This is a genomic window from Pseudomonas sp. Pseusp16 (genome assembly GCF_047324915.1).
Classification (GTDB): domain Bacteria; phylum Pseudomonadota; class Gammaproteobacteria; order Pseudomonadales; family Pseudomonadaceae; genus Aquipseudomonas; species Aquipseudomonas fluorescens_CD.
The window spans coordinates 5573884-5592872 of the sequence record NZ_CP168522.1; the positions used below are offsets into that span (position 1 = coordinate 5573884).

Sequence of the window (18989 nt, forward strand, 5' to 3'; positions counted from 1 at the left end):
GGCAATACAAGGCTCGGGTCTTAGAACACCGAGGCGTAATCGCCCAGCTCGACCTGTACCGATTTGATGCGGGTGAAGTTGTTCAGCGAGCTGATGCCGTTCTCACGACCAACACCCGACTGCTTGTAGCCGCCAACCGGCATCTTCGCGTCGGACTCGCCCCAGGCGTTGATCCAGCAGATACCGGCTTCCAGTTGATGGATCACACGGTGAGCGCGGTTCAGGTCCTTGGTAACGATGCCGGCGGCCAGGCCGAAGTCGGTGTCGTTGGCGCGGCGGATCACTTCTTCTTCGGTTTCGTAGGTGAGGATCGCCATCACCGGGCCAAAGATCTCTTCACGGACGATGGTCATGTCGTCGGTGCAGTCGGTGAACACGGTCGGGGCCACGAATGCACCCTTGGCGAATTCACCGTCGGTCAGACGCTCACCGCCGCACAGTACGCGGGCGCCTTCTTCCTTGCCCTTGGCGATGTAGCCCAGCACGTTTTCCATGTGGGCGAAGCTGACCAGCGGGCCGAAGTTGGTGTTTTCGTCTTCCGGGTTGCCGATGCGGATGCGTGCAACGCGCTCGACGATCTTGGCTTCGAAGGCTGCTTTCAGGTGAGCTGGCACGAACACGCGAGTGCCGTTGGTGCAGACCTGGCCGGAGCTGTAGAAGTTGGCCATCATCGCGGTGTCGGCGGCGCGATCGAGGTCGGCGTCGTCGCAGATGATCAGCGGGGACTTGCCGCCCAGTTCCATGGTCACGTCTTTCAGCGAGGAAGCCGAGGCGCTGGCCATGACTTTCTTGCCGGTGTCGGTGCCGCCGGTGAAGGAGACTTTCTCGATGCGCGGGTGCTCGGTCAGCCAGGTGCCGACTTCACGGCCGCTGCCGGTCAGGACGTTGAACACGCCATTCGGCAGGCCGGCTTCGGTGTAGATCTCGGCCAGTTTCAGGGTGGTCAGCGAGGTGACTTCACTCGGCTTGAAGATCATCGCGTTACCGGCGGCCAGGGCCGGTGCGGATTTCCACAGGGCGATCTGGATCGGGTAGTTCCACGCGCCGATACCGGCCACGATGCCCAGCGGCTCGCGACGGGTGTAGACGAACGAAGTGGTGCGCAGCGGGATCTGCTCGCCTTCGATGGCCGGTACCAGGCCCGCGTAGTATTCCAGCACGTCGGCACCGGTGACGATGTCGACGTATTTGGTTTCGGAGAATGCTTTACCGGTGTCCAGGGTTTCCAGGGCAGCCAGTTCATCGTTGCGCTCGCGCAGGATTTCCACGGCGCGACGCAGGATGCGCGAACGCTCCATGGCGGTCATCGCAGCCCAGATTTTCTGGCCCTTTTCGGCGCTGACCACAGCGCGCTCGACGTCTTCCTTGGTCGCACGTTGTACTTTTGCGAGGACTTCACCGTTAGCCGGGTTGATGGCTTCGAAAGTGGCGTCGCTGCTGGCGTCGCTGTAAGCGCCATCGATGTAGAGTTTTTGCAGTTCGAAACGGGCCATATTGTCCTCGCAAGTGCATTGGTTGTTGGCGCGATTCAGGTGTCGAGCGTTCTATGTGTGCTCTAACTCACCTGCTTGGCCAGTTGTAGATCCATGTATTCGTAAGCGATCCGGTGCGCCTGCTCGGTGTCGAAAGAGTCTCCCGACAGCGCGCCGCGCAACCACAAGCCGTCAATAAGGGCTGCCAGGCCACGGGCTGCACTGCGCGCATCTTCGAGCGGCAGTACGCGGCGGAACTGGCAACACAGGTTGGAATACAGACGGTGATCGTTGATCCGCTGCAACCTGTGCAAAGACGGGTGGTGCATGCTGGTGGCCCAGAAGGCCAGCCAGGTTTTCATTGCCGGGCCATTGACCTGGCTGGCGTCGAAGTTGCCTTCGATGATCACCTGAAGGTGAGCCCGTGGGCTGTTGTCCTTCAGCGCCTGACGGCGCGCGGTGACGTTCTCGCTCAGGACACTCATCAGGTACTGCGCCGTGGCAGCTATCAGGCCATTCTTGTCCTGAAAGTAGTGACTGATGATGCCGTTCGAGACACCGGCCAAGCGGGCGATCAGCGCAATGCTGGCGTCCCCCATTCCGACCTGATCGACGGCCAGCAAAGTGGCTTCGATCAATTGCTGGCGGCGGATGGGTTGCATACCGACCTTGGGCATCTTGCACATCTCCTTAGGCCTTGCGGCAGACGTCAGACGGCTACCGGCTTGAGGGCCAGTCTATTTTGTTTTGATTGAACGTTCAATCAACAAAGAATAAGATCTGCGACAATTCGTCGCTGCTTACAGATTTTTCCTGCGTGTAAATGGCGGCAAACCGACATCCGAAACGGCTCGAAGCCTGTACGCCACGGCGTCTCATGGGCTTCGGGCTTTTTTCGGGCTGTCTTTATATCACCCGCCGGTCGGCTGCCCACTAACCGATTGGTCGGGTAACCCGTTTGTCTTGCGTTCTTCTCTCGCACTGCCCGGAGCATCTGTGCCATGAGTTCTGCCTCGCTAATAAAGACCCCACCCGAGAAGGTGACGGTCAACGGTTGGGTGTTCTACACCTCTACCGCGTTGATTCTGCTGTTGACCGCCATTCTGATCATCGCCCCGCAAGAGGCCGGCAGAATGCTGGGTACGGCGCAAGCCTGGTTGTCCCGCAGCTTCGGCTGGTACTACATGGTGGTGATTGCCGCCTACCTGATTTTTGTCGTCGGCCTGGCGTTTTCGTCCTACGGCAAACTCAAGCTCGGCAGCAAGGATGACACCCCGGACTTCAGCTACGGCGCCTGGGCGGGGATGCTGTTCTCCTCGGGTATCGGTATTTCGCTGCTGTACTTCGGTGCATCCGAGCCGCTGGACCACTACTTCAACCCGCCGGAAGGCGTGGCCGGCAGCAACCTTGCCGCCCGTCAGGCAGTGCAACTGACCTTCTTGCATTGGGGCCTGCATGGCTGGGCGATCTACGCGCTGGTCGGCCTGGCCGTGGCGTACTTTGCCTACCGGCATAACCAGCCGCTGGCGTTGCGCTCGGCGTTGTACCCGCTGGTGGGTGAGCGTTGGGTCAAGGGCGCGGCCGGGCATGCGGTGGACGGCTTCGGCATGTTCGTGACCCTGCTGGGTCTGGTGACCAACCTGGGGATTGGTTCGCTGCAAGTGTCGTCGGGGCTGGAAAACCTGTTCGGCATGGAGCACAGCAACACCAACCTGCTGATCGTGATCATCGTGATGAGCACCGTGGCGACCATCGCTGCCGTGTCGGGTGTGGAAAACGGCATCCGTCGTCTGTCCAACCTGAACATCGTGCTGTTCAGCGGCCTGCTGATTTTCGTCCTGTTGTTCGGCCCGACCCTGCACCTGCTCAACGGCTTCGTGCAGAACGTCGGTGACTACCTGAACGGCGTGGTGCTGAAGACTTTCGACCTCTATGTGTACGAAGGCGACAGTGAGAAGTCCGACCGCTGGCTGGGCCTGTGGACCCTGTTCTATTGGGCCTGGTGGATTTCCTGGGCGCCATTCGTGGGCATGTTCATTGCGCGTATTTCCCGTGGTCGCACCGTGCGTGAGCTGGTCGCGGGCGTGCTGTTGATTCCGCTGGGCTTTACTCTGGCGTGGCTGTCGATCTTCGGTAACTCGGCCCTGGACCTGGTGATGAACCATGGGGCGGTAGAGCTCGGGAAGACTGCGCTGGAACAGCCATCCATGGCGATCTACCAGTTGCTTGAGCATTACCCGGCGTCGAAAGTGGTGATCGGCGTGTCGATCTTTGTCGGTTTCGTGCTGTTCCTGACCCCGGCGGATTCCGGCGCGGTGATGATGGCCAACCTGTCCTGCAAAGGCGGCACCGTCGACGAAGACGCACCGCACTGGCTGCGGATCTTCTGGTCGGTGGTGATCACCCTGGTGACCATCGGCCTGCTGTTCGCCGGCAACTTCGAAGCCATGCAAACCATGGTGGTACTGGCCGGTCTGCCGTTCTCGGTGGTGCTGGTGTTCTTCATGTTCGGCTTGCACAAGGCCATGCGCCAGGACGTACAGATCGAACAGGAACAAGCGGAGCTGGCGGCACGCGGGCGCCGTGGTTTCACTGAGCGTTTGACCCAGTTGGACCTGCAACCGAGCCAGTCGGTGGTCCAGCGTTTCATGGACAAGCACGTGACTCCGGCGCTGGACGATGCGGCTGTGCAGTTGCGTACGCAAGGGCTGCAAGTGCAGACGCTGCTGGGCAAGTCCAAGCGTTGCATGGGCCTGCGGATCGAGATGGATGAGGGCAACCCGTTTGTCTACGAAGTGAGCCTGGACGGCTACCTGGCCACGCCAACCGAATCGGCTCAGTCCGATGAGGCGCGTCAGCGTTACTACCGCGCAGAGGTGTACCTGCACAACGGCAGCCAGGACTACGACTTGATGGGCTTCACCCAGGATCAGATCACCCGTGACGTGCTCGACCAGTTTGAAAGCCATCGGCAGCTCCTTGGCCGGGTTTATAGCTGAGTTCTGAACTGATGCGGTGTTTCTGTCTGAAGCACCGCGTCGCATTCTTCGCGAGCAAGCCCGCTCCCACATTGGATTTGTGAACACCGCAGATCAAATGTGGGAGCGGGCTTGCTCGCGAAGGGGCAATCAGCCGCAAAGCTGCATCACCCGATACCCCACAAACAAAAACGCCGCGATACTCTCGCGGCGTTTTTGCATCTGTTGCCTTACCCCAGGTTCTTGCCGAGCAGTGCGTGATACAGCTCGCTGTCGCCAAGAATCCCCACCACATGGTTGTTATCGTGCAGCACCAGTTTGTTGCCGGTCTGATAACGAATCTGCAGCGCGTCGCGCATGCCGATGTTGGAGTCCACCAGAGTCGGCTTGCGTTCCAGGCCTTCGACGGCTTGCCCCGGCATCCAGTTCTGCAGGTCCATGCTCGAGCCGTTCTTGCGCGCGCCTTTGATGGTGTTGCCTTCTGCCAGGTCCAGCCACGAATCGCCGCCCGGATCCAGGCATACCGAGCCGTTGATGCGTTTGCAGTTGTCCAGGGTGCGCATCAGGCTGCGACCGCACAGTACGTTCAGCGGGTTGGTGTGGGCCACGAAGGTCCGCACGTAGTCGTCCGCAGGGTTGAGGACGATTTCTTCCGGTTTGCTGTACTGGATGATCCGGCCGTCTTTCATGATCGCGATACGGCTGCCCAGTTTCAGGGCTTCGTCGAGGTCGTGGCTCACGAACACGATGGTCTTGTGCAGCTTGCGTTGCAGTTCCAGTAGTTCGTCTTGCAGGCCCTGGCGGATCAGCGGGTCGAGGGCCGAGAACGGTTCGTCCATCAAAAGGATGTCGGCGTCCATCGCCAGCGCACGGGCCAGGCCCACGCGTTGCTGCATACCACCGGACAGCTCGTTGGGCTTCTTGTTGCGCCACTGGGTCAGGCCCACCAGCTCAAGTTTGTCGTCCACCAGCTTGCGGCGTTCTTTCTCGGGACGACCCTGCATCTCCAGGCCGAAGCTGATGTTCTCGCGAACGGTCAGCCAGGGCATCAGGGCGAACTTCTGGAACACCATCGCAATGCGCTTGGTGCGCATCATTTTCAGTTCGGCGGCGGAGCAGGAAGCAATGTTGATCTGCTTGCCTTCGTGCTCGACGAACAGCTTGCCGCGGCTGACGGTGTTGAGGCCGTTGATGCAGCGCAGCAGGCTGGATTTGCCGGAGCCGGACAAGCCCATCAGCACACAGATTTCACCTTTTTCGATATCCAGGCTGGCCTTTTCGACGCCAACGATCTGCCCGGTCTTTTTCAGGATCTCGCTGCGGGTCAAGCCTTGATCGAGAAGTTTCAGTGCCTCGCGTGGATCTTTGGTGAAGATCACGTCGACGTCTTCGAAGCGAATAATGCTCATGCGTCACCCCCTACTTTGGCTTCGGGTTGTTTGCAGATACGGTCGAGCATGATCGCCAGCAGTACGATCGCCAGGCCCGCTTCGAAGCCCAGGGCGATATCAGCGGTATTCAGTGCGTTGACCACCGGTTTACCCAATCCGTCGGCGCCTACCAGTGCCGCGATCACCACCATCGACAACGACAGCATGATGCACTGGGTGATGCCGGCCGCGATGCTCGGCATGGCGTGAGGCAGTTCGATCCGCGTCAGCAGTTGGCGACGCGAGCAGCCAAAGGCCTTGCCGGCGTCCATCAATTCTTCCGGGACATCGCGGATACCCAGGTAGGTCAGGCGGATGGGCGCGGCAATCGCGAACACCACCGTGGAGATCAGGCCCGGGACCACACCCAGCCCGAAGAGGGTCAGGGTAGGAATGAGGTAAACGAAGGTCGGTACGGTCTGCATCAGATCGAGTACCGGACGCATTAAAGTGTAGAACATCGGCTTGTGCGCCGCGACGATGCCCAGCGGTACGCCGATGACCACGCAGACCAGGGTGGCGAACATCACCTGGGCGAGGGTTTCCATGGTTTCCTGCCAGTACCCCAGATTGAGGATCAGCAGAAAGGAGGCAACGACAAACGCGGTCAGGCCCCATTTTCGTTGAATGAAGTGTGCCAGTAGCGCGATCAGGCCGATCAGTGCCAGCGGGTTGAACCAGGTCAGCGCAAACGTCACGCCGTGGATCATCGTTTCCAGTGACACGGCGATTGCGTCGAAGGTGCTGGCGCCGTGTTGCGTCAACCATTCAACGAAGCTCGCGATGTACTGGCCTAAAGGGATTTTCTGATCAATCAGCATGGTAGTGAACGTCCGCATGCAAGGAAATAAACAGCCCGGACGGCCGAAGCCGTCCGGCATAAGCGATTACTGATTCAGCTTGGCTTTCACGGCTTCCAGGCCAGGTTTACCGTCAGTGGTGGTCACGCCAGCGAGCCAGGTATCGAGCACCTGTGGATTCTTTTTAAGCCAGGCCTTGGCGGCCGCGTCAGGCTTCATCTTGTCGTCCAGGATGTTGCCCATGAGTTCGCTTTCCATGTCGACGGTGAACTCCAGGTTTTTCAGCAGTTGGCCCACGTTGCTGCATTCTTCGGCGTAACCCTTGCGGGTGTTGGTCGCCACGGTGGCAGCACCGAAATCCGGGCCAAAGAAATCGTCGCCGCCGGTCAGGTATTGAATCTTGAAGCGCTTGTTCATCGGGTGCGGCGCCCAACCGAGGAAGACCACGGCGGTGTCGCGTTTCTGAGCGCGGTCGACCTGCGACAGCATGCCGGCTTCGCTGGACTCTACGACCTTGAAGCCCGCGTCCTTGAGGCCGAAGGCGTTCTTGTCGATCATCGTCTGGATCAGGCGGTTACCGTCGTTGCCAGGCTCGATGCCGTAGATCTTGCCGTCGAGTTCTTTCTTGAACTTGGCGATGTCGGCGAAGTCATGCAGCCCTTTGTCGTATAGCGCCTGGGGAACGGCGAGGGTGTACTTGGCGCCCTTGAGGTTGGTGCGCACGGTGTCCACGGTGCCGGCATCGCGGTAGGCCTTGATGTCGTTTTCCATGGTCGGCATCCAGTTGCCGAGGAATATGTCCATGTTCTTGCCGTCGGCCAGGGACTTGTAGGTCACGGGCACGGAAATCATGGTGGTCTTGGTCTTGTAGCCGAGGGCGTTGAGCACGACGCTGGTGGTCGCGGTTGTCGCGGTGATGTCGGTCCAGCCGACATCGGAGAAGTTTACGGTACTGCACTGCGCCGGTTCTGCGGCTTGCGCCAGAACCGGCAGACTAAGCATGGCGGCCAACAACAACGACGGGGAACCTTTCATGGATGGACTCCTTGGTGTTTTTTTTGGCAGTGTTCCGACTGGACCACCGCACTTATAGGTTGCGGTTGGATGGCGTTCTGGAGACAGCTCTACCACGGCGCCTTGCAATCGAGTCGATATGATCATGTACCAGTGAAAATCTGACGCCTACAGGGTGCGTCGTATCCAGTACAGGGATGGTCGCATCCAGTGTCGGTGACGTCGTTTACAGATTTTTTCAGCCCATTTTCTCGCTCTGAATCGCAAAAAAACGGCGAAAACACGGCGTAAAAGACACGCGGCGCTGTTGGGCATGAGTGCGTCGGTTAGAGACGTCGAACAACACGATAAAAGCTTGATGATGCGGTCATCTCGGCGGATTGCAGCTTGAGCGTAGCAGCTCCGTTACCGTGCGCTTTTGCGTGCGCAGTAGGCCCATCCAGGAGTTCGGCAGTAATGGCTATCAGTGTTTTCGACCTGTTCAAAATCGGCATCGGTCCTTCCAGTTCGCACACCGTGGGGCCCATGCGGGCGGCGGCGTTGTTTGTGCAGGGATTGCGCGAGCGTGGTTTGCTGGAGCAGGTGCGGCGTGTCGAAGTCCGGCTGTTCGGCTCGTTGTCGGCCACCGGCATCGGCCACGGCAGCGACAACGCGGTGATCATGGGCCTGATGGGCGAGTGGCCGGACGCGATCGATCCGTCGCAAATCGGCATCCGCATCCAGGCCCTGCGCGAAACCCACACGCTGTTGCTCGACAGTCGGCTGTCGGTACCGTTTATCTGGGCCAGGGACATGCGCCTGATCGACGAAAACCTGCCGTATCACCCCAACGCCATGACCCTGATTGTCGAAGGCGATGACGGCGAATTGCATCGCGACACCTACTATTCGGTCGGCGGCGGTTTTGTCGTCGATGAAGCCCAGGCCTCCAGTGGTGTCGTCGACCTCGATCGCACCGAATTGCCCTACGATTTCTCCAGCGCCGCCGAGCTGTTGGAGCTGTGTAAAAAACACAACCTGCGTGTGGCTGAATTGATGATGGCCAACGAGAAAGTCTGGCGCAGCGAAGAGGAAATCCGCAGCGGCCTGATGAAGCTCTGGCGCGCCATGCAGGATTGCGTCGAACAAGGCCTGAAACACGAAGGCATCCTGCCCGGCGGGCTGAACGTGCGCCGCCGCGCGGCCAAGCTGCATCGCAGCTTGCAGGAATTGAACAAACCCAACGTGATCGGCTCGACCTTGAGCGCCATGGAGTGGGTCAACCTGTTCGCCCTGGCGGTCAACGAAGAAAACGCCGCCGGCGGGCGCATGGTCACGGCACCGACCAATGGCGCGGCGGGGATCATTCCGGCGGTGTTGCATTACTTCATGAAGTTCAGCGAAGCGGTGACCGACGCCAATGTCGTCGACTACTTCCTCGGTGCGGCGGCGGTGGGAATCCTGTGCAAGAAAAACGCCTCGATTTCCGGTGCCGAAGTTGGTTGCCAGGGCGAAGTCGGTTCGGCCTGCGCCATGGCGGCGGCCGGGCTGGCGGAAATTCTTGGCGCCACGCCAGAGCAACTGTGCAACGCGGCGGAGATCGGGCTGGAACACAACCTCGGCCTGACCTGCGACCCGGTGGGCGGGCTGGTCCAGGTGCCATGCATCGAGCGCAACGCAATTGCCGCGGTCAAGGCGATCAATGCGGCGCAAATGGCTTTGCGCGGCGATGGCCAGCACTTTATCTCGCTGGACCGGGTGATCCGCACCATGCGCGATACCGGTGCCGACATGCATGACAAATATAAGGAGACATCGCGGGGTGGGTTGGCGGTCAGCGCCGTCGAGTGCTGAGATCTAGCTGACTTCATCGCTGGCAAGCCAGCTCCCACAGGTTCTTTGGTGTGGCTGATATCTTGATCACACCCAAAATCCCTGTGGGAGCGGGCTTGCCCGCGATAGCGGCAGACCAGTCAAAACTGCGCGCCAAGTGAACACCCGCTCGAAACCGCGCCGCCTTTTAGTGCGTCGCTCATAGATAAATCGTCCTGCCAGCGGTCGGAGTCATTCAAGGCCTCGACCATTCGTCACCCGTGCCTGCGGTGACACTCTTTTCCAGCGGCTCGTAGCCCTGTTCCCACAAGTGCTACCGAATTGCTCACAGCTTGTGGGCCGGGGCGCTTGCCAGCCCTGATGGCCATTTAAATCCCCACTCCCTGCGCGTCATATATAGACACATTCCGACGTCGTTTTTAGGAGTTATTGAACGCGCATTCAAATTTAGGCATGGCAATTGCTCTGTCATTACAAAGCCCGTCTCCCACGCGAGAACGATGGCAATAACAAGAGCCTCCGCCTGAGGCCATCACCCGCTTTGTGTGAGGAGATACCGCGATGACGTCGTTCAACTCCGGGGCCCAACCCCAGAACCGTGCGCCTCAATCCATCGGCTTTCTGCTGCTGGACAATTTCACGCTGATTTCTCTGGCCTCCGCAGTGGAACCCCTGCGCATGGCCAACCAATTGTCCGGTCGCGAGCTGTATCGCTGGACTACCCTCACCGTCGATGGCGGTCAGGTCTGGGCCAGTGACGGCCTGCAGATCACCCCCGACGCCTCCATGCACAAAGCCCCGCCAATGGACACTGTCATCGTCTGCGGCGGTATCGGTATTCAGCGCACTGTTACCCGGGAACACGTTTCATGGCTGCAAAGCCAGGCCCGTCAGTCCCGCCGCCTCGGCGCGGTGTGCACCGGCAGCTGGGCCCTGGCCTGCGCCGGCCTGCTCGACGGCTTCGATTGCAGCGTGCACTGGGAATGTCTGGCAGCAATGCAGGAAGCTTTCCCGCGGGTAGCCATGAGCACCCGTCTGTTCACCCTCGACCGTAATCGTTTCACCAGCTCGGGCGGCACCGCGCCGCTGGACATGATGCTGCACCTGATCAGCCGCGATCACGGTCGCGAACTGTCGGCGGCCATTTCGGAAATGTTCGTCTACGAGCGCATCCGCAACGAACAGGATCACCAGCGTGTGCCGCTCAAGCACATGCTCGGCACCAACCAGCCAAAATTGCAGGAAATCGTTGCGCTGATGGAAGCCAACCTCGAAGAGCCGATCGACCTCGACGAACTGGCGGTGTATGTCGCGGTGTCCCGTCGTCAGCTCGAACGCCTGTTCCAGAAGTACCTGCACTGCTCGCCATCGCGTTACTACCTCAAGCTGCGCCTGATCCGTGCGCGGCAATTGCTCAAGCAAACGCCGATGTCGATCATCGAAGTGGCGTCGGTCTGCGGTTTCGTGTCCACGCCGCATTTCTCCAAGTGCTATCGCGAGTACTTCGGCATTCCGCCGCGCGACGAGCGCGTAGGCTCCAACACTACCCAGCAAGTGGCGATGATGCCGCTGCCGCAAGCGCTGGTGCTGTCGCCGTTGTCCGGGCCGTTGTCGGCGCTGAGCCAGGCGCGTAACGAGTCGACCTTTGCCAGCGTAAGGCTCTAGACCGAGTCGCTCCCTTCGCGAGCAAGCCCGCTCCCACATTGGAATGCATTCCAATGTGGGAGCGGGCTTGCTCGCGAAGGCTTTTTATCGGCCTGTGTGGCTCTGCTGATACTCCGCCAATGCCGGCAACAACTGCTTGTCGATCGCCTGGCGCACCGCCGGCAGGATGGTCGCGCTGCTGGTGTACATCTGCTTGACCATGGTCCGCAAGGTCATCGCCCGTACATCGTTCAAACCCCGTACCGCACACTCGCAGGCTTGTTCTGCGGTGGCGCCGGTGGGCACTTCGAAACCCAATGACTTGAGCTGGCCCAACAGGTCTTCCTGGTCTATCAAATCGGCGTGCATCATGACGCAATCCTTCTTCAGGGAACGGTGTCGTGGTTCGATTCTGGTGGGGGTGCCGGGTGTCGGCAAGGACGATTTGTCGCAATGGCTCAATTGGTTATGAACATGTCGTTTTCGGCTAACCTGGTCCGCGGGGGAGTGGGCACACTGGACTCAGCTCGCTTCACGAAGGTTTGGTCACCCTCGCACGGCGGCTCCTCAACAGTACCCTCTGCCTCGATCCTGTCACGGCTTGATCGGGGTTTTTTTTGTCTGTGAATCAGTGGGTCTTGTTTTGATTGAGATACCGTCTTCGCGAGCAAGCCCGCTCCCACAGGGATTGCGTATAACCTGTGGGAGCGGGCTTGCTCCGGGCGGCGTTCCGACGAAGAACGATGACGCGGCCTAGCGTTGCAACACCAGGATGCGCGACAACAACTCATCCCGGTCGACATAGCAGCCCTGGAAATGCCGTGCCCCGGTGGCGGGGTCGAAGGCGTTGCGGGCATGCAGGGTGCGGCGGTTGTCAAAGCACCACAGCTCACCGGGATTGAGCCGCTGCATCAATCTGAATCGAGGCTCGCGGGTCATCGCGATAAAGCGTCGGTAGGCCTTGTACAGCCTGGGCATCTGCTCTACCGAGGCATCGAATGGTCCGCGCAGAAAGTTCGCCATGCGGATTTCCGACACCTGCCCCAGCGCATCCAGGGCAATGATCGGCGCGAGACAGCGGTAGTCGCTGTGACGGTCCTTGTTGCGAAACTCCACGGGGATTTCGCAGAGGTTTTTGAAGGACTCGGGGTCTTCCCGGCGCAAGGCGTCGGCAATGGCAAAACCGTCGACAAAGATGCTCTCGCCACCTTCGGCGTCATTGACCAGGCAGTGCAGGAATTGCAGCCCCGGTTGCAGCTCCCGGGTCGGCAAATCGCTGTGCAACGGCAGGTTGAAAGCGGTGTAGGCGTTGCTGTCGGCATCGGCCTTGGATTGCACGTTGAACAGCACGCCGAAATTGCTCTCGCGGATGAAGGAAATCCGTTGGGCGATCAGCTTCAGGGAACCTGGCGCGGTGGGCACGCCACGGACCTGGGTCAATCCGACATCCCGCACCGCCAACAACCATTGCAACAAGGCGTCGGAGTCGTTCATCAGCGCTTGATATTCGAACACCGGCAACTGCAAATCGCTGTGCCAGAGCCTGGCTACAGGCTTGCGCTGCTGGCGCTCGGCGCGGGATTGATCGTCATAGGCGTGGGCGCGTAGCCAGCCGGGGTCGAAGCGGCTGCTGTGGCCGTCCTGCCAGGCAATCGCCAGACAGCCATCGTTGTCGATACTGGCGCTCTCGGGCATCAGATCCTGAGCCACATCGACGATTTCCAGCACTTGCTCGCGGGTCACGGTGTAGACGCACTGCGGGCACGGGCAATTGTCCCGTAGCCATTGATGGTGGAAAGGGCTGACACGATCGTCGGCCCAGCTCACCAGAACACGGTCCGCCAGAGTCTGCACGCCAGCCAGCGCGCTGATCAACGGATAGGTACGAAAGTCAGCAAATGCAGCGGCGGTGTTCATGGCGATCTCCTTGTTATTTTTTTGCGGGTAATGCGATCACTCGGCCAATGTATTCGGGTGTCGGCAGGTCCGCCTGTTCGGCGACGATGGCTTGCAGTCGGCTCAGGGATTGCTCGCTGAACGGTGCCGAACGCGGCCCGGCGAGATCCACGTGCAGCAGCATCTGTTCGTTGCCTGCAAGTTCCTCGGTATCCCCGACCAAATGCAGGCTGTGATAGAGGTGCACGCGCTTGCTGTCGTGGGCGACGATTTGGGTATGCACTTCGACCTGGGCGTCGAGCTTCACTTCGTGCAGGTAGTTCAGGTGCAGTTCGAGGGTGAACAGCGAGTTGCCGCTGGCTTCCCGGCTGTTGCTGTCCAGGCCCAGGCGATCCATCAGGGCATCGGTGGCGTAGCTGAAAATCAGCAAGTAGAACGCATCGCGCAGGTGGCCGTTGTAGTCGACCCAGTCGGGGATGATGGTGGTCTGGTAGGTGGTCAGTGCGGGCATGGTTTAACTTCCAATATGTGTGGTGACGGTACCGCCGCTTTCGCGAGCAAGCCCGCTCCCACAAGGGATTTCTGTCGTGAACACTGTCTATGTCACACCGCAAATCCAATGTGGGAGCGGGCTTGCTCGCGAAGGGGGCAGACCTGCTGCCCCATTGGCTTGAGGCTTACTCGCTGAACGCCATCCCATGCTTCTCTTTGGTGGTCTTCACCGCCTCCAGCACCGCCAGCAGGCAGTCATCACGATAGCGCTCCAGCGCCGAAATGCTGTGTTTACCCAGTTGATCGCTGGTGCCATCGACCACGTCGTCGATCAGCTTGTCGGTCAGTTCCGGAGCCGGCAGGTAAGTCCAGGGTAACTGCAATGCCGGACCAAACTGTGCCATGAAGTGGCGCATGCCGGCATCACCACCGGCCAGGGTGTAAGTCAGGAACGTGCCCATGAACGACCAGCGCAAACCGGCGCCGAAGCGGATTGCATCGTCGATTTCGCCGGTAGTCGCCACGCCGTCGTTGACCAGGTGCAGCGCCTCGCGCCACAGCGCTTCGAGCAGGCGGTCAGCGATGAAGCCCGGTACTTCCTTGCGCACGTGCAACGGGCGCATCCCCAGGGATTCATAGACTTTCATCGCCGCTTGCACCGCTTCAGGTGCGGTGTTCTTGCCGCCGACCACTTCCACCAATGGCAGCAGGTAAACCGGGTTGAACGGGTGACCGACCACGCAGCGTTCCGGATGCGTGGCGCTTTCGTAGAACTCGCTCGGCAACAGGCCGGAGGTGCTGGAGCCGATCAACGCATTGGGCTTGGCCGCCGCGCTGATTTTGCTGTGCAGGTCCAGTTTCAGCTCCAGTCGTTCCGGGGCGCTTTCCTGGATGAAGTCGGCATCGCGCACGCACTCTTCGATGGTCGCGACAAAGCGCAGGCGATCCTGCGACGCACCTGGCGCCAGGCCTTGTTTTTCCAGCGCGCCCCAGGCATTGGCGACACGCTTGCGCAGGGCCGCTTCGGCACCGGGGGCCGGGTCCCAGGCCACTACATCCAGGCCATGGGCGAGGGCGCGGGACACCCAACCGCTGCCGATGACACCGCTGCCCAGGGCGGCGAAGGTTTTGATTTCGGTGATAAAGCTCATGGCGATTTCCTAGAGAATTCGGTGATCTTCTGTAGGAGCGAGCTTGCTCGCGATGGTATTCCAGGCGCTGATTGGCGTCGGCTGTACCTTTTTCGCGAGCAAGCTCGCTCCTACAGGGGGGATGTGTGGGATTAACCGCGCTTTGTCAGGCCCATTTTCTTGCGGCCTTCAGCCGGCGTCAGGACGCGTGCACCGAGGCGGCTGAGGATTTCCGTGGCGCGCTCGACCAGTTGGCCGTTGGTCGCCAGTACGCCCTTGTCCAGCCACAGGTTGTCTTCCAGCCCGACCCGCACGTTGCCGCCGAGCAACACCGCTTGCGCCGCCATCGGCATCTGCATGCGACCGATACCGAAGCCGGCCCAGACCGCGTCGGCCGGCAGGTTGTCGACCATGGCTTTCATGGTGGTGGTGTCCGCCGGCGCGCCCCAAGGGATACCCAGGCACAGCTGGAACAACGGGTTGTCGAGCAGGCCTTCCTTGATCATCTGCTTGGCGAACCACAGGTGACCGGTGTCGAAGATTTCCAGCTCGGCCTTCACGCCCAGCTCTTGAATGCGTTTGGCGCCAGCACGCAGCTGCGCCGGGGTGGAGACGTAAATGGTGTCGCCGTCGCCGAAGTTCAGGGTGCCGCAATCCAGGGTGCAGATTTCCGGCAGCAATTCTTCGACGTGGGCCAGACGGGTCAGCGGGCCGACCAGATCGGTGTTCGGGCCGAACTCCATCGGGTTCTCGCCAGCGCCGATTTCCAGGTCGCCACCCATGCCGGCGGTGAGGTTGACGATGATGTCCACGTCCGCCTCGCGGATACGCTCCATCACTTCGCGATACAGCGCCACGTCACGGCTGAACTTGCCGGTTTGCGGGTCACGCACATGGCAGTGAACCACGGTGGCACCGGCCTTGGCGGCTTCCACGGCGGCAGCCGCGATTTGTTTCGGGGTGACCGGCACGTGTGGGCTCTTGGCGGTCGTGTCGCCAGCACCGGTGAGTGCGCAGGTGATGATGACGTCGTGGTTCATTTGGCGGTTCCTTACAGGCGAGTTTTTGGTTTTGGCCGGGCGTGGTGGTCCAGTTCGCAGCCCGTTGGGGCTGCGAGTCGGTGGTTCAAATCAGGGTTATTTACTGGTCAGTTGCAGGTTTTCAGCGGCCGGTTTGCCATCGAAGGTGGTGACGCCTTCAAGCCAGCGTTTTTTGTCCTGCGGGTGATCCTTGAGCCATTGTTTGGCCGACGCGAAAGCGTCCTTGTGATCCAGCAGCGGCTGCATCATCCGGCTCTCGTCTTCGGCGGTGAACGTCAGGTTGCTCAGCAGGCGACCGACGTTCGGGCATTGTTCGGCGTAGGTCGGTGCGGTGACGGTCCACACGGTGGCCTTGCCTTCGTTCGGGCCGAGGGCGTCGTCGCTGCCGGTGAGGTAGGTCATTTTCACGTTGACGTTCATCGGGTGCGGCGCCCAGCCGAAGAACACCACGGCTTCGTTGCGACGAACGGCGCGGTCCACGGCGGCGAGCATGCCGGCTTCGCTGGACTCGACCAGCTGGAACTTGCCGAGGCCGAACTGGTTCTTGGAGATCATTGCCTTGATCTGGGTGTTGGCGCCCGAGCCAGGCTCGATGCCGTAGATCTTGCCGCCCAGTTCTTTTTCGAACTTGGCGATGTCGGCGAAGGTTTTCAGACCCTTGTCGGCGAGGTAGGTCGGCACGGCGAGGGTCGCGCGGGCGTCTTGCAGGCTTGGCGCTTCCAGCACCTTGACCTGTTTGGCGTCGACGAACGGGGTGATGGTCTGGGTCATCAGCGGGTTCCAGTAGCCGAGGAACAGGTCCAGACGCTGATCGCGGATCCCGGCGAAGATGATTTGCTGGGAGGCGCTGGTTTGTTTGGTGCTGTAGCCGATGCCATCGAGCAATACCTGGGTCATGGCGCTGGTCGCGATCACGTCGGTCCAGTTCACTACACCCATGCGCACGTTCTGGCACGCGGCGGGTTCGGCGGCCATGACACTGGCGCTCAGCAAAGCGGTACCACTGAGTGCAAGAACACAGCTGCTGATCAGTCGTTTCATCTCAGGTTCCTCGGCAGTTCGTTTATTGTGAGTTCCGGTGTCTGATGCGCCGGTGATGCCAAGTTACGCAGCTAAGCGCCCCTGAAAGCGCACTGCGGCGACCGACTCTTGCACTGCAGCGACCTGTGCTCTTGAATGCCACGAGCAAGTGGCGTATCAACGTCCACACGCTGCCCGCCCTCCCGTTACCTGGCCTCTTGTTACCTGCTAAGCGAGTGCGCTCCATGTCCCAGGATTTCTACTTCTTGTTGATGCCGGGTTTCTCGGCCATCGGATTCATCTCGGCCATCGAGCCGTTGCGGGTCGCCAATCGCTTTCGCGGCGAGCTCTATCGCTGGCATGTGCTGAGCGCCGATGGCGGGGCGGTGCTGGCCAGCAACGGCATGTCGGTCAACGCCGATGCGGCGCTGGAGCCGTTGAAAAAAGGCGCGACACTGCTGGTGGTCGCCGGGTTCGAACCCCTGAAATTCGCCACCCCGGCGCTGGAACACTGGTTGCGCCGCCTGGACAACGAAGGCGTGACGCTCGGCGCCATCGACACCGGCAGCTTCATCCTCGCCGAGGCGGGGTTGCTCGACGGCCATCGCCTGACCCTGCACTGGGAAGCCATCGACGCCTTCAAAGAGTCCTATCCACAGCTCAGCGTCACCCAGGAGCTGTTCGAGATCGACCGCCGACGCATCACCTCCGCCGGTGGCACCGCGTCCATTGACCTGATGCTGGATCTGATCGCCCAGGCCCACGGCCCCGAGCTGGCGATCCAGGTCAGCGAACAATTCGTGCTCGGCCGTATCCGTCCGCGCAAAGACCACCAGCGCATGGAAGTCGCCACGCGTTATGGCATCAGCAACAAGAAGCTGGTGCACGTGATCGGCGAGATGGAGCAGCACAGCGAACCGCCGCTGAGTACGCTGGAACTGGCGGAATCGATCAAGGTGACGCGGCGGCAGCTGGAGCGACTGTTTCGGTTGCACTTGAACGACACGCCGAGCAACTTCTACCTGCGCTTAAGGCTGGAGAAAGCCCGGCAGTTGCTGCGCCAGACCGACATGAGCGTGCTGGAAGTGAGCATTGCCTGCGGGTTTGAATCGCCGTCGTATTTCACCCGCAGTTATCGGGCGAAATACGAGCGGTGCCCACGAGAAGACCGGCGTACCGCGAAAGCATGAACACTCGAGATCCGCTGTAGGAGCGAGCTCTGCTCGCGAAAAACGCCTGGGCGACGCGTTCATTCAGGTAGCACGCGTAATCGTTAACGTCCATCGCGAGCAGAGCTCGCTCCTACAGGGTTGAAGGTTACTTTTTCAGTAACGCCGAACAGGCAGCCTTATACGCCTCATGCTGATACTTGTTCAGCGTCGCCGGCAGCTCAAACCCGTGCTTCTTGGCCTGAGCATTGATGGTCTGCGGCGACAGCAAGGTCACTTCGCAATTCTCCAGCAGCTGGAAAACCCCTTCGATCTTGAACGTGGTCGGCCCACCGGCGAATTCGCCTTTCTTGCTGCGCTTCTTGATCGCGATGCGATCGATGGAATTCTCACGGACAAACGAAGCGACCTGAGCGGCGAACACTTTGACGTTGGCGGCTTCGTCGTCATCGTCCAGGGCAATTTTCTTGGTAGCGAGCGCGACATGGCTCAGCGCCTGACCATCCAGCGTGGCCAATGCGATGATCGCTTCGATGCCCTTGATTTCGATGCCGCAGACTTTCATGTTGAATCCCGTTAGTGACAGAAGGTGAGCAGCTTACAGCTCAAGCTGTATGGCGATTGCATTACTCCTGCCCGATCGACTCCAAAAACTCCGACCGTTCGTCACTCATCCGCGCAATGCAATCGTTCTGGGCAATGGTGAACGCCTTGCTGCCATTGGTGGCCGGGAAGGCTTCGACGGCGCAGTCGGCATCCCGGGTCTTCAGCCATTGCTGTTGGGCGGCCTTGAGCTTGGCCGTGATGTCGGCCAGTTGCGACGGGTTCTTGCCGTATTGCGACTGCATGCGATCGGTCAGGCCCTGGAGGTTTTCCTTGAGCAGGTCTTCGGCGGTGGTTTTGCTGAACGCCGAGCACTCGAGGGTCTGGACGTCGTTTTCGACTTTGTCGCACGGGTTGTCGTCGGACACCTCCGCTGCGTGTACGCCGGTCGCAATCAGTGCCAAAGCCAGAAGGATGGATTTCATTCAGGTCGCCGCTCTATTCCAGTGATGCGGCGAATTCTGGCCCAAGCCGAGGGCCTTGAACAGG

General features: G+C 60.3%; 17 protein-coding genes. 4 read left to right on the top strand and 13 right to left on the bottom strand.

The window, feature by feature from the left end:
* Positions 1-20 precede the first annotated feature (20 nt).
* Together betB and betI are read right to left on the bottom strand one after the other, a co-directional pair.
* Positions 21-1493: a betaine-aldehyde dehydrogenase gene (gene betB, locus ACEN8Q_RS25275; protein ID WP_413426405.1), complete on the bottom strand. Its 1473-nt coding sequence runs from the start codon at positions 1491-1493 to the stop codon at positions 21-23.
* A 62-nt stretch (positions 1494-1555) separates the two neighbouring features.
* Positions 1556-2149 carry a transcriptional regulator BetI gene (betI, locus tag ACEN8Q_RS25280; protein ID WP_085716437.1) on the bottom strand — a complete coding sequence of 198 codons (594 nt, stop codon included), beginning with the start codon at positions 2147-2149 and terminating at the stop codon, positions 1556-1558.
* 381 nt (positions 2150-2530) lie between these two features.
* Between betI and ACEN8Q_RS25285 the strand changes: the two genes are divergently transcribed.
* Positions 2531-4471, top strand: a complete 1941-nt coding sequence (locus ACEN8Q_RS25285; protein WP_413426414.1) for a BCCT family transporter — start codon at positions 2531-2533, stop codon at positions 4469-4471.
* A gap of 209 nt (positions 4472-4680) precedes the next feature.
* Here ACEN8Q_RS25285 and choV read toward each other — a convergent pair whose 3' ends face one another.
* The 3 genes from choV to ACEN8Q_RS25300 all read right to left on the bottom strand — a co-directional run bounded on the left by choV (position 4681) and on the right by ACEN8Q_RS25300 (position 7715).
* Positions 4681-5859 (bottom strand): choline ABC transporter ATP-binding protein, encoded by a 1179-nt coding sequence (gene choV, locus ACEN8Q_RS25290; protein WP_413426407.1) that lies wholly within the window; start codon positions 5857-5859, stop codon positions 4681-4683.
* On the bottom strand, positions 5856-6701 hold the full coding sequence (gene choW / locus ACEN8Q_RS25295) for a choline ABC transporter permease subunit (RefSeq protein ID WP_413426409.1): 846 nt from the start codon (positions 6699-6701) through the stop codon (positions 5856-5858). Before choW ends, choV begins: the two co-directional genes overlap by 4 nt.
* Positions 6702-6767: 66 nt before the next feature.
* Positions 6768-7715 (bottom strand): choline ABC transporter substrate-binding protein, encoded by a 948-nt coding sequence (locus tag ACEN8Q_RS25300; protein WP_008019483.1) that lies wholly within the window; start codon positions 7713-7715, stop codon positions 6768-6770.
* A 435-nt stretch (positions 7716-8150) separates the two neighbouring features.
* On the opposite strand from ACEN8Q_RS25300, the gene ACEN8Q_RS25305 reads away from it, so the two are divergent.
* Together ACEN8Q_RS25305 and ACEN8Q_RS25310 are read left to right on the top strand one after the other, a co-directional pair.
* Complete coding sequence (locus ACEN8Q_RS25305) at positions 8151-9527, top strand: L-serine ammonia-lyase (RefSeq protein ID WP_413426412.1); 1377 nt, start codon at positions 8151-8153, stop codon at positions 9525-9527.
* Between the two features lie 540 nt (positions 9528-10067).
* The gene (locus tag ACEN8Q_RS25310; RefSeq protein WP_090325880.1) at positions 10068-11171 is read left to right on the top strand and encodes a GlxA family transcriptional regulator; all 1104 of its coding nucleotides are present in this window, start codon (positions 10068-10070) and stop codon (positions 11169-11171) included.
* 84 nt (positions 11172-11255) lie between these two features.
* On the opposite strand, the gene ACEN8Q_RS25315 is transcribed toward ACEN8Q_RS25310, so the two are convergent.
* From ACEN8Q_RS25315 to ACEN8Q_RS25340, 6 genes are all read right to left on the bottom strand, one after another.
* Positions 11256-11522 (bottom strand): hypothetical protein, encoded by a 267-nt coding sequence (locus tag ACEN8Q_RS25315; RefSeq protein ID WP_007995656.1) that lies wholly within the window; start codon positions 11520-11522, stop codon positions 11256-11258.
* A gap of 381 nt (positions 11523-11903) precedes the next feature.
* On the bottom strand, positions 11904-13067 hold the full coding sequence (locus ACEN8Q_RS25320; protein WP_413424863.1) for a gamma-butyrobetaine dioxygenase: 1164 nt from the start codon (positions 13065-13067) through the stop codon (positions 11904-11906).
* 13 nt (positions 13068-13080) lie between these two features.
* On the bottom strand, positions 13081-13557 hold the full coding sequence (locus ACEN8Q_RS25325; RefSeq protein WP_413424861.1) for a thioesterase family protein: 477 nt from the start codon (positions 13555-13557) through the stop codon (positions 13081-13083).
* A 166-nt stretch (positions 13558-13723) separates the two neighbouring features.
* The gene (locus ACEN8Q_RS25330; protein WP_095964145.1) at positions 13724-14689 is read right to left on the bottom strand and encodes an L-carnitine dehydrogenase; all 966 of its coding nucleotides are present in this window, start codon (positions 14687-14689) and stop codon (positions 13724-13726) included.
* Between the two features lie 131 nt (positions 14690-14820).
* Entirely contained in the window at positions 14821-15708 is an 888-nt protein-coding gene (locus ACEN8Q_RS25335) for a 3-keto-5-aminohexanoate cleavage protein (protein ID WP_103396696.1), read from the bottom strand.
* A gap of 96 nt (positions 15709-15804) precedes the next feature.
* Positions 15805-16749: a choline ABC transporter substrate-binding protein gene (locus tag ACEN8Q_RS25340; RefSeq protein WP_413703898.1), complete on the bottom strand. Its 945-nt coding sequence runs from the start codon at positions 16747-16749 to the stop codon at positions 15805-15807.
* Positions 16750-16973: 224 nt separating this feature from the next.
* On the opposite strand from ACEN8Q_RS25340, the gene ACEN8Q_RS25345 reads away from it, so the two are divergent.
* Positions 16974-17918: a GlxA family transcriptional regulator gene (locus tag ACEN8Q_RS25345; RefSeq protein WP_085716447.1), complete on the top strand. Its 945-nt coding sequence runs from the start codon at positions 16974-16976 to the stop codon at positions 17916-17918.
* 127 nt (positions 17919-18045) lie between these two features.
* Here the strand turns inward: ACEN8Q_RS25345 and ACEN8Q_RS25350 are convergent, their stop codons facing one another.
* Positions 18046-18462, bottom strand: coding sequence for a DUF3010 family protein (locus ACEN8Q_RS25350; protein ID WP_413424856.1), 417 nt, complete (start codon positions 18460-18462; stop codon positions 18046-18048).
* Positions 18463-18523: 61 nt separating this feature from the next.
* Entirely contained in the window at positions 18524-18925 is a 402-nt protein-coding gene (locus ACEN8Q_RS25355; protein WP_413703899.1) for a lysozyme inhibitor LprI family protein, read from the bottom strand.
* Positions 18926-18989: the final 64 nt, after the last annotated feature.